Source organism: Phenylobacterium sp. (assembly GCF_041916435.1).
GTDB lineage: Bacteria > Pseudomonadota > Alphaproteobacteria > Caulobacterales > Caulobacteraceae > Phenylobacterium.
Window position 1 is genome coordinate 14,732 of sequence record NZ_JAYRZM010000004.1, and the last position, 12,445, is coordinate 27,176.

The window sequence follows — 12,445 nt, forward strand, 5'->3', positions numbered from 1 at the left end:
TTCGCCCCCTACGCCGCGGCGCCGGAGACGGCGGCCCGGCCGGCGCCCAGCCGCGAGATCGCCGTGTCCGAGGTGCAGACGTCGGCGAAGAACAGGCCGGCCATGTTGGCGAGGGTGGCGTTGTGCTGTTCGTCGTCGAGGGTGGCGTTGGCGTCCTCGACGAACAGCACCTTGTAGCCGAGCTGCATGGCGTCGCGGACGGTGGACTCGCAGCAGCAGTTGCTGAGGGTTCCCGTGACGATGAGGGTGTCGACGCCCGCGGCCTGCAGGCGCTCGTGCAGGTCGCAGGTCCCCGGGATGAAGGCGCTGAAGCGGGTCTTGTCGGCGATCCAGTCCTCGGGCCGCACGTCCAGCTCCGGCCACAGGGCGAACTGGTCGGCGCCGCGGGCGAAGGCGTCCACGAAGGCGTCGCGCTGGGCCGAGGTCATCCGGTCGTACATCGAGCCCCAGTAGCGCGGCTCGTCCAGGTCGACGAGGAAGCGGATGAAGACGTTGCGGGCGCCGGCCTCGCGCACCGCCGCGCACAGGCGGTTCACCCGCGGCACGATCTGGCGGGCGACCGGCACCTCGGCGATGGCGCCCTCGGCCAGGAAGCCGATCTGCAGATCGACCACCAGGTGGGCGGTGCGGGCGGGGTCGACGAGGATCTGCTGGTCCTCGCCTCGATAGGCGGCGACGCGCTCAAGCACCGCGGCGGGAATCTCGGAATTGTGCATCTGGTTTTCCTCCTGTGTCTTCGGGCGCGCTCAGAAGAAGTGGCGCGTGACGGTCACGCCGTAGGTGCGCGGCGGCGCGGGCGACTCCTCGTCGCCGACCACGTTGGCGGTGGTGTAGATCGAGTACTGGACGTCGGTGAGGTTCTTGCCCCAGACGGTCACCTGCCAGCCGGCGTCGTCGGGCGACCAGGCCACCGAGGCGTTGACCAGGCCGTAGGGCTTTTCCTTCAGCCGGTTGTCGGCGTCCCAGGCGAAGCTGCTGGTGTAGCTGTAGTTCACGGCCCCAGTGAACTGGCCCACCGCGGTCGCCACCCGGTACTCCGCCCCCAGGTTGCCGCTGAAGTCCGGCGAGTGCGGCGTCATCAGCCCCTTGGCGTCGCCGGACACGGTGATGTTGCCGCCGGTGGCCAGGGGCACCGAGATGGTGGCGGTCGGGAACTCGACGAAGCGCGAATGCATGACCTCGACGCCGCCCCGCAGGGTCAGGGCGCCGGTGGGATGGGCCTCGAAGTCGGCCTCGAAGCCGGTGTTGCGGGCGGAGGCGGCGTTCTGCAGCGACGAGCTGGTCTGGCCGGTGTCGGCGCGGGTCAGGGAGGTGACCTGCAGGTCCTTGTATTCGTAGTGGTAGACGGCGAGGTTCAGGCGCAGGCGCCGGTCGAACAGCTCGGTCTTCAGCCCCGCTTCCAGGTCCGTGAGCTTCTCCGGCTTCACCGGCGGCGCGAACACGTCGTTGCTGTTGAAGATCCCGCCCTTGAAGCCGGTGGAGTAGCCCAGGTAGGCCGACACGCCGGGTGCCAGGTCCTTGGCCAGGTTGACCTTGTAGGTCCAGGCGCTCTCGCTGGTGCGGTCGGTGTCGGCCACGGCGAAGAGCGGCGCCAGGGTCTGCCAGGCGTTCTTGCGCAGCTCGTCCTTGGTGTAGCGGAGCCCGCCGGTCAGGTGGAAGCCGGCCGGCAGGTCGTAGGTGGCCTGGCCGAACGCGGCGTAGGAATTGATCTGCTGCTTGAAGCGGCCTTCCAGGGTCAGGCCGCCGAGCGCGTCGCCGGTGTCGCTGAGCTTCAGGTCCGACAGGTCGTGGAAGTAGAAGACGCCGACGAGCCAGTGCAGCGGGCCGGGCGTCTTGGAGACCAGGCGCAGCTCCTCGCTGAACGAGTCCAGGTCGTCGTGGATCGGCAGGTACTGCGACGGATCGCGGGTCTGGTCCTCGTCGGAGTTGTTGAAGGCCTGGCTGCGCCGCAGGGCGCTGACGCTGATCGCGTCGGCGAAGCCCAGGTCGCGATCGACCTTCAGGCTGAGGCCGCCCTGCTTGGTGTGGACGTAGCTCTGCACGTTCTCGTCCACATTGTAGAAGCCCTCGAACACCTGGCCGTTGGGGAACAGGGCCCCGCGCACCGGGCGCATGGCGATGCCCTCGTCGTACTTGGTGTCGGTGTAGTCGGCGATCAGGGTGATGGTGGTCAGGTCGTCGGGGGTGAACACCCACTTGCTGCGCGCCGAGAGGCTGCGCTCGGTGAAGGCGTCGTGGCCGTTGAAGAGGTTCGTGCCCCAGCCGTCGACCTGCCGGTCGGCGGTCACGGCGAGATCGGCCTTCAGCCAGTCGGTGAAGCCGTAGCTGCCGTAGAAGGCGCCCGAATAGGTCTGGTAGGCGCCATAGCCCAGGCTGAGATCCGCCTGGGGCTCGGAGCCCGGCGTGCGGGTCGTGATGTTGATCACCCCGGCCATGGCGTTGCGGCCGAACAGGGTGCCCTGCGGGCCCTTCAGCACCTCGATCTGCTCGATGTTGTTGAACGAGAAGGTCGTGGCCGAGGGCGAGGCCAGATAGACGTCGTCGATGTAGAGGGCGACCACGTTCTCCTGGCCGCCGATGCCGAAGCTGGTGCCGATGCCGCGCAGGGCCGGCGAAGACCCGGAGAACAGCCGCGGGAACTGCAGGCCCGGCACGGTCTGCTGCAGCGAGCTGACGTCGGTGACGCCGACCGCCGCCGCCGTTTCGGCGGTGATGGCGGTGACGGCGATCGGCACGTCCTGCAGGGATTCCTTGCGCTTGTTGGCGGTGACCACGACCTCCTCGACCTGGAGGCCGCTCGTGTCTGCGGCCGCGTCGGCCGCCCAGACCTGGTGCGGAAGGAAGAGCGCCGTGCTGCCCAGCAGCACAGCCAGGCGGAGCTTGGTCTGCATGATGTATCCCCTTCATCGTGCTGGCCCCCGGCGTGGTGGGAGACGCCGGAGGCCGTTCCATTAATGATGCGAGCGTGAGTAATTATGCCCGACGGGGATCGCGGAAGCGTCGCATACGCATCAAAGCGTCGCAGGCATGAGTCTGCTTAATGATGCGACAATGTGCTATTAGAAATTGCGCGTACATTGATCATTGACGCTGCGCGCGCTCGCGGGCATCGAGAGGACGGCGGCCCGGACGAACAGCGGCGTCTGCGCGGGGCGGGAGAGAATGCGGAAGACCAGACGGGCGGGACGGCCGACAGCCGAGGAGACGGAGCAGCTCAACGAAGCCATCGTCCGCGCGGCCCTGGAGCTGTTCACCGAGCACGGCGTCGCCGAGACCACCTTCGAGATGATCGCGAAGGCCTGCGGCACCACCCGGCGCAGCATCAGCCATCGTTTCGCGGACAAGAGCGCCCTGCTGATCGCGGCGATCGAACTCGTCAGCGCGGAGTACCGGCAGAGGGTCTTCACGCCCGCCGCCGTGCTGGTGGGCAAGCCCCTGGAAGCCGTCCGCCACGCCTGCCGGGCCACCTTCGACTACGTGTGCGACGGCGAGTTCGTGGCCTTCTACCGCCTGGCGATCGCCGAGTCGGCGCGCAGCCCCGTGGCCGGCGAAGTGCTGATCCGGCTCAACGACCGGTTCGCCGACGAACTCGAAGTCCTCGTGGTGCGCGCCCAGCGGGAGGGCCTGTTCGCCGACCAGGACCCGGCGTCGACGGCGACGGCCCTGATCGGCGTCTTCCTGTCCAATCCGCTCAACCGCCGGGCCTTCGGCGACCCGCAGTTCCGCGACGACGCCCTGCGGACGCAATATTTCGAGTCCCTGTGGACGCTGGTCGCGCGCCACTCCGCCTAGCCGCCTGCCCTGGCCTGCCGCAGGGGCAGGCGCTCTAAGCGGGGGAGGCCGCCGGGGCCGCCGGCGCGTCGTGTGGGGGAGCCGCCATGGAACTGATCCTTGTCCGTCACGGGCTGCCGGTGCGCAGCGACGAAAGCTCGGACCCGGAGCTGTCGGCCGAGGGCCACGAGCAGGCGAGGAAGGCGGCCGACTGGCTGCGGCACGAGGGTGTCGGCGCGGTGTGGTCGAGCCCGATGTGCCGGGCGGTGCAGACCGCCGAGCCGTTCGCCGCCCTGACGGGCCACGAGATTCGCCGCCACGAGGGGGTGGCCGAGTTCGACCGCGACGCCGGCGCCTATGTGCCGATGGAAGTGCTGAAGCGCGAGAACTACGAGGCCTGGCTGGCCTTCGCCCGCGGCGAGCACGCCATGGACATCGACGCCTTCCAGAAGGCGGTGGTGGACGCCCTGGAGGAGGTGATCGCCGCCCATCCCGGCGAGCGGGTGGCGGTGTTCTGCCACGGCGGGGTGATCAACGTGTGGACCGCCCACGTGCTGGGCATGGCGCCCAGGCTGTTCTTCGAGCCGGGCTACACCAGCATCCACCGCTACATGTGCGCCCGCTCCGGGCAAAGGAACGTGCTGGCGCTGAACGAGCGCGCCCACCTGCGGCCGGCCGCGTCCTAGCCTTCTCGTCAGTTGACGATTTAGTCAAATCTCTCGCATGATCCCCCTCGCGCGGCGGGCCGCGCCTTGGGAGGGATGCGATGGACGACCTGCCGGACGTGTTCGTGCCGCACGCCTATGAGGAGCGCACGATCGACCTGGGCGAGGTTCGCATGAACCACGTGGTCGTGGGCGGCGCCGACAAGCCGGCGCTGCTGCTGATCCCTGGCCAGACTGAATCCTGGTGGGGGTTCGAGCGGGCGATTCCCCATCTGGAGCGGGACTTCCAGGTGTTCGCCGTGGACCTGCGCGGCCAGGGGCGGACCACGCGGACGCCGGGCCGCTATTCGCTGAACACCATGGGGAACGATCTGGTGCGGTTCATCGCCCTGGCGATCGGCCGGCCGGTGGTGGTGAGCGGCAATTCCTCGGGCGGGGTGCTGGCGGCGTGGCTGTCGGCCTACGCCATGCCGGGGCAGGTGCGCGGCGTGCACTGCGAGGACGCCCCGTTCTTCGCCTCGGAGGTCAACCCGGCCTACGGCCACTCCATCCGCCAGGCGGCCGGGCCGCTGTTCGCCCTGATGAGCCGCCACCTGGGTGACCAGTGGAGCATCGGCGACACCGAGGGGCTGAAGGCGGCGCGGGCGAAGGACCCCTATCCGCTGAACCAGCTCCTCAGCCACGCGCCGGGCACGCCGCAGAACATCAAGGAATACGACCCGGAATGGAGCCGCGCCTTCGTCTCCGGGACGGTGGCGGTGAACTGCCCGCACGAGCGGATGCTGGCGAGCGCCAGGACGCCGATGCTGTACACCCACCACATGCGCTCGATCGACCCGGCGTCCGGCGCGCTGTTGGGGGCGGCGAGCGATTTCCAGGTGGCCAAGGCGCGCGAGCTGGTGACCGGGGCGGGCCAGCCGTTCGAGCTGGTGGACGCGCCGGACGCCGGCCACAGCATGCACGCCAGCGAGCCGGAGCGGTTCGCGAAGATCCTGACGGACTGGGCCGGGCGGTTGGCTGCCTAGGCCGGCGTCTTCAGGCGGGGGAAGACGCGCTCGGCGTTCTCGCGGGCGATGGCCGCGGCGTCGGCCTCGCTCAGGCCCTGGGAAAGCTGGGCGATGTTGCGGGCGACGCCGATCTCCGGGGTGAAGGGCCAGTCGCTGCCGAACAGGATATGGTCGAGGGGCGCCAGGCCGCGAAGGGCGTTCAGGGCGATCGGATGGCCGGAGAGCGCCACGTCGTAGTAGAGCCCCTTCAGCGCCTCGAACGCCTCCTCCTCGGAGACGGGGCGCGGGGCGATGAACGGCAGGTTGGCGAAGGCGGCGATGCGCGCGGCCAGCGCCGGCAGGGCGCCGCCGGCGTGGGGCACGATCACCTTGATGTCGGGATGGGTCTGCAGGACGCGGTTGTAGATCAGGTCCGTGACCGTGCGCGCGGTGTCGAGGGGGAACTCCAGCAGCGGCGCCGGCCGGCCGAGGGCCACCGCCTCGAAGCAGGCCGGGCTGGTGGGGTGCAGGAAGACCGTGGCGGCGCGCCGGTTCAGCTCGGCGAACACCGGGGCGAAGCGGGGCGAGCCCAGGTATTCGCCGTCGACGTTGGTCTCCAGGATGACGCCGTCCGCGCCCAGGGTCTCGAAGGCGTGGCCGATCTCGGCGAGGCAGGCCTCGATGTCCGGCATGGGCAGGCTGGCGAAATAGCCGAAGCGGTCCGGCCGCGCCTTCACCAGGGCCGCGCCGGCCTCGTTGACCTGGCGGATCAGGGCGGGGCGCTGGTCGAGCGGCAGGAAGTGGGCCGCCGGCGAGGAGAGCGAGACCATCGCCGTGGCGATGGACTGGCGGTCCATCACCTCCAGGGCGGCCGCCTCGCTCCAGGCCGGGACCGGCATGCCGCCGTCCACGGTCTTCAGGCCCGCCCGCCCCAGCGCCTCGACGTAGACGTCGGGCAGGAAGTGGGCGTGGACGTCGATGCGCCCGCAGGGGCAGCCGCCGTTGGTCATGTCGCCCTCCCGCGCCGGGCTAGAAGGTGTCCAGGTCGTTGGCGAAGGTGATCTTGCCGCCGAAGCGCGCGGCGATGGCCTGGGTCGCGCCGGGGATCTCGTCCGGCAAGAGGGGGATGTGGGTCAGGACCACCCGCTTGGCCTGGCAGGCGGCGGCGAGCTTGCCGACCTCGTCGGGCGCCATGTGCTCCTTGCGGAAGTGCGACTCGACGATCGGCAGGGCGAAGGCCGGGATGTCCGGGCGGCGCTCGCGGATGTGCTTGATGGCCAGGCTCGGGTCCATGATCTCGCTGACCAGCAGGTCGACGCCCTGGCAGAGCTTGGCGACGTTTTCGCTGGGCCCGGTGTCGCCGGTGAACAGGATCGAGCGGCCCGGCGCGTCGAAGCGGTAGGCGAAGGACAGCGGACGGTTCGCCGCCGGCAGGGTGGCGTAGTGGGTGTTCTCGGTCGCCGTGACCGTGATGTCGCCGACGACGGTCTTGGAGCCGGGCTCCAGCTCGACCACGCTCAGACCGGCCGCGGGGCCGCCGGAGCCCTTGGCGTGCATCGTGCCGACGGCGCTGACGCCGGGCTCGATCGCCTGGAGGAGACTGTCGACCGTGGCCTTGATTCCGGGCGGGCCATAGATGGTCAGCGGCTCGGCGTAGCCGGCCTGGTAGCGCAGGCTGACGAGGCCGAAGAGCCCGCCGGTGTGGTCGAAGTGCAGGTGGCTGATGAAGACCGCCTTCAAGGCGCCGATCTCCAACCCCGCGCGGGCGAGCTGATCGGCCGCGCCGTCGCCAGCGTCGACCAGGATCGCTTCATCGCCGTAGCGGACAAGGCTGGAGGCCTCGAAGCGCTTGGGATCGGGGATCGGGCCGGAATTGGTGCCCAGGGTGGTGAAGGTGAGCCGGGGCGTTTCGCCGGCCGCGTTCGCCGCCGCCGTCGGCATGGCCAGCGCCGCCGCCAGCGCCAGCCCCGCAAGGCCCTTCCAGGCGTCGACCATGATCCATCCTCCCGCGCGGTTCTTTCTGTGCTTGCGAGATGGGTATCATAGATGACGATTTAGTCAATTATAGAGGGTGATCGGCAAAAGGCTCAATCTGACCCTAGGTTCTGGCCGAATATATCCGGACGAAATCGTCAGTCGAAGCGGCCAGCGGCGCTAGGCGAGCTGGTAGATCGCCGGGTCGCCGGGAAATTCGCGGCCGTCGTCGGCGCCGACCTCGATGTCGATGAGCCGGTTCACCATCCCGTTCAGCCGCAGGATGTTGTCCTTCTGCGCCGGGTCGGCGGCCAGGTTCACGATCTCATGGGGATCGGCCTCGACGTCGTAGAGCTCCAGGTCGTTGTGGGCCGCGAGCGTCTCCCAGTCCTCGGGCCGGTGGTGCTCGGCCGGGGCGAAATAGCGGGCGAACTTGTAGCGGCCGTCGTGCACGCCGCGGTGCAGGCGCCGCTTGGTCAGGTCGTAGGGCAGGGGGCCGGCCGGCTTCACGCCCCTTGGCAGGCGGCCCCACATGTAGGCCACCGCGTAGTCGAACAGATGGCCGCGTTCGTCGCGCTCGGTCGGGCCCAGCGGGTCGGCCAGCAGGCCCGAGACGTCGATCCCCGGCAGGTCGGGGAAGCGCGTCTTGCGCCAGGCCGCGTCCTTGCCGGCGAAGGCCATCAGGGTGGGCGCAAGGTCGATGGCGCTCATCAGCCGCGAGGAGGCGCCGCCGCCCTTCACGTCGGGGTGGGCGATGATCATCGGGACGTTGGTCTCCTCCCGATAGATGGTGCCGGCCTTCTGGCGCAGGCCGTGGGCGGCGGCGCGCTCGCCGTGGTCGCTGGTGTAGACGATGATGGTGTTGTCGAGCTGGCCGCTCCGGCGCAGGGCCCAGATGAGCTGGGTCAGCCGGCGGTCCACGTCGCGCAGGCAGTTGTAGTAGTAGTTGGTGAACCGCCTCCAGGACGCCAGGTCGTCCATCGGCATCTTGCCGAAGAAGAAGTCGTTGTTCTCGCGAATGCCCATGTGGGCCTCCGGCTTGGTCGACAGGTCGTCCTTGTAGAAGCTCTCGGGCAGGTCGAAGCCCAGGTCCTCGGCGTAGAGCGGGTCGCCCGGCTCCGGGCGCAGCGGGCCGATCAGGTCGGGGATCGGACGCGACCTGGTCTGCTCGCCGGTGGCGTCGAAGAACATGATGTCGTGCGGATTGACCAGGCCGACGACCATGAACCACGGCTTGCCGTCCGAGCGGCCGGGGTCCTCGAAGTCCAGGATCAGGCGGGCGGCGTCGCCGGCCACCACGCGGTCGGAGTGGTAGCCGGCCCAGGTCAGGCCGACCTCCTCGCCGTTGAAGCCGTAGTCTGAGAAGCCGAACCGCTCCATGCAGTCGGTGGTGTTCGGATAGGCGAAGCTCGGCTTGCCCGGCACGCCCGGCCAGTCGCGCTCCTCGTTGATCCCCGACAGGTGCCACTTGCCCTTGTAGACCGTGTAGTAGTCGGCCGCCCGCAGCATGTGGCCGAGGGTGGGGATGTCGGCCAGCCGCGGATTGGGCGGGGTGTCGTTGTTGGAGTAGACGCCCGTGGTCTGGGTGTGGCGGCCGGTGACGATGGTCGAGCGCGACGGGCTGCAGGGCGTGGTCTGCACGTGGTAGCCGTCGATGCTGGTCCCCAGGCTCATCAGCTCCAGGTGGCCCGGCAGCTTGTCCAGCATGCCCTTGGGCAGGGTGGCGGCGCTCATCTCCTGATCGGTCATGATCATCAGGATGTTGGGGCGGCGGGCGCGGTCCGGGGCGGCGGTCATTGGGGCTCCAGGGGCGGCGGGCTTGTTCAGCCGCCGAGCCTATGCAAGCGTCCGACGCGTTCCTACTCGCGTTCCCGGCAAGGGCTTCGCGGCTTGGCGTCAGGGGGGCAAGTGGCTGAACAGAAACGTAGAACGCCGCGACAGGCGCGGGCTGTCTCCACCGTCGACGTGATCTGCGACGCCGCGTTTCAGCTCCTGGAGGCCGAGGGGGCGGAGCGGCTGACCACCAACCGCGTCGCCGCGCGGGCCGGGGTGAGCGTGGGCACGATCTACCAGTACTTCCGCGACAAGCACGACATCCTGGCCGCCCTCGCCGAGCGGCGCGGGGAGGCCGCGCGCGAAAGCGTCGTCGAGCTGGTGATCCATCGGCGCGAAGAAGGAACGCTGCGGCGCATCGTCAGCGAGATCGGCGACAGCTTCCGCGACGCGCCGAGGCCGCCGCGCGCGCCGGGCCGGCGCGGCGGGGGGCTGCTGCGGCGCCACCAGGCGTTCCTGGCGGCGATCGACGGCAAGGCCGGCCACAGGCTGGGGCTGACCCCGGAGCGGGCGTTCGTGCTGACCCATACGCCGCTCTGCCTGCTGCGCGCGGCCGCCGCTGAGCCGGAGCTCGGCCTTGATCCGGCGCGGCTGGAAGACGAGCTGACGCGCCTGTTGGAAGCCTATCTGACGGCCCTGGCGGGGGAGGCCGGACAGGCGCCGGCGGCTGCGGAGGACAGGGACGCCGACAGGGGGCTGGCGCAATCGGCGGGGATCATCGAATAAGGCCCATCCCCACGCCGAGGCCCCGTCCATGTCCCCACGCACCCTGATCGAGAAGCTGTCGCTGGAGCGGTTGGAGGTGAACCTGTTCCGCGGCTTCACGCCGGGCGGGGAAGGCCGGCGGCGGATCTACGGCGGCCAGGTGATCGCCCAGTCGCTGCTGGCCGCCTTCGAGACGGTGGAGGACCGGCTGTGCCATTCGCTGCACTGCTATTTCATCCGGCCGGGCGATCCCTCGATCCCGATCATCTTCGAGGTGGACCGGGCCCGCGACGGGGGCAGCTTCACCACGCGGCGGGTGATCGCCGTGCAGAAGGGTCGGCAGATCTTCAACCTGGCCTGTTCGTTCCAGGCGGCCGAGGAGGGCTTCGAGCACCAGCGGCCCATGCCCGAGGCGCCGGGCTGGGACCAGACGCCGATCGACGAGGACGACGACCCGGACGTCGAGCCGCTGGAGATCCGCCGCGCCGGCGGCCATGTGGCGCGCGGCGGCCCGCCGCTGGAGCCGCGCCAGCAGGTGTGGATGCGCGCCCGCGATCGGTTGCCGGCCGACCAGAAGATCCACCAGGTGGTGCTGGCCTACGCCTCGGACATGACGCTGCTCGGCACCTCGCTGCGCCCGCACGGGGTGCACTGGGACGAGCTGCAGTCGGCGAGCCTGGACCACGCCATGTGGTTCCACCGGCCGATCGACGCCAACGCCTGGCACCTGTTCGACCAGGAGAGCCCCTCGGCCAGCGGCGGGCGGGGGATGAACTTCGGCTACCTCTACGGACCCGGCGGCGTGCTGGTGGCGACCTGCGCGCAGGAAGGGCTGATGCGGCGGCTCAAGTCTCCGGGCTAGAGGCGCGCGCGAGCCAGGCGGCCTCGCGCACCTTGAGCCAGGCCTGGGCGAGCTCGCGCGCGCGGCCGGGCGGCTGGCCCATCAGCTCCGACAGCGAGGGACCGAACAGGCCCACGCCCACGGCCAGGATGACGCTGACCAGGATGAAGTCGCGGGCCACGGCCGGATCGAGGCCGGCGGCGGCCATCCGCGCGGAGACCACCTCGTCGACCGCCGCGCGCACGGTGGTCAGGCGCCTGGCCTCGCCGGTCAGCTCCAGCCAGGCGGCGAGCCGCGCGGCCCCGCGCGATTCGAAGGCGTCGAACAGGGCGGTGGCGCCGGCCTCGGCGCGGGCCATCGGATCGTCGGACGGCGCCTCCATCGCCAGGATCTGGTCCACCAACTGACGGATCATCCGCTCCATCAGCGCCGCCTGCACGCCGTCGATGGAGCCGAAGTGGTGCAGCACCGTGGCGTGGACCACGCCGGCGGCGGCGGCCACGTCCGCCAGCTTCAGGGCCTGGGGGCCCTTCTCCACCAACAGCGCCTCGGCCGCCGCCAGGATGTTCTCCCGCGATTCCTCGGGCGATCGGCGGGTGCGCTTGCGCGCTGGCGGCGTTCCTATTGACATTTTTGTCAGTATGATCCCATATGACGGTCAAAGCGATCCCTGTCCTAGCTTGAAGGCTCGAGCCACGCCATGAGCGCCAAGACCACCCCGGCCGACCTGGCCGTCGAACCCCGCGACATCCACTTCGACCTGGAGGCGGCCCGCAAAGGCCACTGGCTGGCCGGCGACCCGGTGGGCACGGCCGTGTTCAACGCCCTGTCGCTGACCTTCCCCGACGGGGAGCGGCTGTTCATCGACGCGGTGAAGCACTACCGCGGGCAACTGAAGGGCAAGCTGGCCGAGGACGTGAAGGGCTTCATCGCCCAGGAAGCGATCCACTCGCGCGAGCACCACGTGCTGAACCAGCTGATCGACCGCGACCGCTATCCGGTGGCGGAGATCGAGGCGCAGATCCGCGGGCGCGTGAAGGAGAGCCGCAATCGCGGGCCGATGGCCATGCTGATCTCCACCATCGCCCTGGAACACTTCACCGCGATGATGGCCGAGATGCACATGGCCCATCGGGACCTGTTCGACGGCGCCGCGCCCGACATCGAGCGGCTGTGGCGCTGGCACGCCATGGAGGAGACCGAGCACAAGGCGGTGGCCTTCGACGTGTTCATGGAGGTGACCAAGGACTGGTCGCCGTTCCTGCGCTACCGGCGCCGGGTGATCTCGATGGCGATCATCACCTTCATGTTCAGCCGCAACATCTCCCGCTACGCCGCGCGCCTCTTGGAGGCCGACGGCTATTCGCCGGAGGCCGCGCTCAAGGCGGTGAAGGCCTATGTCTGGAAGAAGCCTGGCCTCTTCAGCCGCGGCTGGAAGACCTATTTCGCCTGGTACCGCCCCGGCTTCCATCCCTGGGACCAGGACAGCCGCGCCGAGGTGGCCGTCTGGAAGGCCGAGTTCGACTCGGCCGCGGGCCGGCCGGCGGCGGCGTAGCCGCCGCTCGAACCCGTTCAGCATCGAGTTTCCCGACGGGCGGCGCGAGCCGCCCGTCTTGCGTTGCGCGTCGGTCAAGGCTGTGGATCGGCCGTTAGATGATATTGACTCGCAA

General features: G+C 69.8%; 12 protein-coding genes. 6 read left to right on the forward strand and 6 right to left on the reverse strand.

Annotation, left to right across the window (positions count from 1 at the left end; all coding sequences use genetic code 11):
• Positions 1–8 precede the first annotated feature (8 nt).
• Positions 9–716 carry a cysteine hydrolase family protein gene (locus ACE3TA_RS11525; RefSeq protein WP_374573737.1) on the reverse strand — a complete coding sequence of 236 codons (708 nt, stop codon included), beginning with the start codon at positions 714–716 and terminating at the stop codon, positions 9–11.
• A 30-nt stretch (positions 717–746) separates the two neighbouring features.
• Positions 747–2,891, reverse strand: coding sequence for a TonB-dependent receptor (locus ACE3TA_RS11530; RefSeq protein ID WP_374573739.1), 2,145 nt, complete (start codon positions 2,889–2,891; stop codon positions 747–749).
• Positions 2,892–3,162: 271 nt separating this feature from the next.
• Here ACE3TA_RS11530 and ACE3TA_RS11535 point away from each other — a divergent pair, with 271 nt between their 5' ends.
• The 3 genes from ACE3TA_RS11535 to ACE3TA_RS11545 all read left to right on the forward strand — a co-directional run bounded on the left by ACE3TA_RS11535 (position 3,163) and on the right by ACE3TA_RS11545 (position 5,461).
• Positions 3,163–3,792: a TetR/AcrR family transcriptional regulator gene (locus ACE3TA_RS11535; protein WP_374573741.1), complete on the forward strand. Its 630-nt coding sequence runs from the start codon at positions 3,163–3,165 to the stop codon at positions 3,790–3,792.
• 86 nt (positions 3,793–3,878) lie between these two features.
• Entirely contained in the window at positions 3,879–4,457 is a 579-nt protein-coding gene (locus ACE3TA_RS11540; protein WP_374573743.1) for a histidine phosphatase family protein, read from the forward strand.
• 80 nt (positions 4,458–4,537) lie between these two features.
• A complete protein-coding gene (locus ACE3TA_RS11545; RefSeq protein WP_374573745.1) occupies positions 4,538–5,461 on the forward strand; it encodes an alpha/beta fold hydrolase in 924 nt (307 codons plus the stop codon).
• Here the strand turns inward: ACE3TA_RS11545 and ACE3TA_RS11550 are convergent.
• The 3 genes from ACE3TA_RS11550 to ACE3TA_RS11560 all read right to left on the reverse strand — a co-directional run bounded on the left by ACE3TA_RS11550 (position 5,458) and on the right by ACE3TA_RS11560 (position 9,193).
• Entirely contained in the window at positions 5,458–6,432 is a 975-nt protein-coding gene (locus tag ACE3TA_RS11550) for an amidohydrolase family protein (RefSeq protein WP_374573747.1), read from the reverse strand. The two genes, ACE3TA_RS11545 and ACE3TA_RS11550, sit on opposite strands and share 4 nt — an antisense overlap.
• Positions 6,433–6,451: 19 nt before the next feature.
• A complete protein-coding gene (locus tag ACE3TA_RS11555; protein WP_374573749.1) occupies positions 6,452–7,417 on the reverse strand; it encodes an MBL fold metallo-hydrolase in 966 nt (321 codons plus the stop codon).
• 159 nt (positions 7,418–7,576) lie between these two features.
• Complete coding sequence (locus ACE3TA_RS11560) at positions 7,577–9,193, reverse strand: sulfatase-like hydrolase/transferase (protein ID WP_374573751.1); 1,617 nt, start codon at positions 9,191–9,193, stop codon at positions 7,577–7,579.
• 111 nt (positions 9,194–9,304) lie between these two features.
• Between ACE3TA_RS11560 and ACE3TA_RS11565 the strand changes: the two genes are divergently transcribed.
• Both ACE3TA_RS11565 and ACE3TA_RS11570 read left to right on the forward strand, forming a co-directional pair.
• Positions 9,305–9,955 (forward strand): TetR/AcrR family transcriptional regulator, encoded by a 651-nt coding sequence (locus ACE3TA_RS11565; RefSeq protein WP_374573753.1) that lies wholly within the window; start codon positions 9,305–9,307, stop codon positions 9,953–9,955.
• 28 nt (positions 9,956–9,983) lie between these two features.
• A complete protein-coding gene (locus ACE3TA_RS11570; RefSeq protein WP_374573755.1) occupies positions 9,984–10,796 on the forward strand; it encodes an acyl-CoA thioesterase in 813 nt (270 codons plus the stop codon).
• Here ACE3TA_RS11570 and ACE3TA_RS11575 read toward each other — a convergent pair.
• Positions 10,780–11,406: a TetR/AcrR family transcriptional regulator gene (locus ACE3TA_RS11575; protein WP_374573757.1), complete on the reverse strand. Its 627-nt coding sequence runs from the start codon at positions 11,404–11,406 to the stop codon at positions 10,780–10,782. The two genes, ACE3TA_RS11570 and ACE3TA_RS11575, sit on opposite strands and share 17 nt — an antisense overlap.
• Before the next feature lie 69 nt (positions 11,407–11,475).
• Here ACE3TA_RS11575 and ACE3TA_RS11580 point away from each other — a divergent pair, with 69 nt between their 5' ends.
• Complete coding sequence (locus ACE3TA_RS11580; RefSeq protein ID WP_374573759.1) at positions 11,476–12,330, forward strand: metal-dependent hydrolase; 855 nt, start codon at positions 11,476–11,478, stop codon at positions 12,328–12,330.
• Positions 12,331–12,445 lie beyond the last annotated feature (115 nt).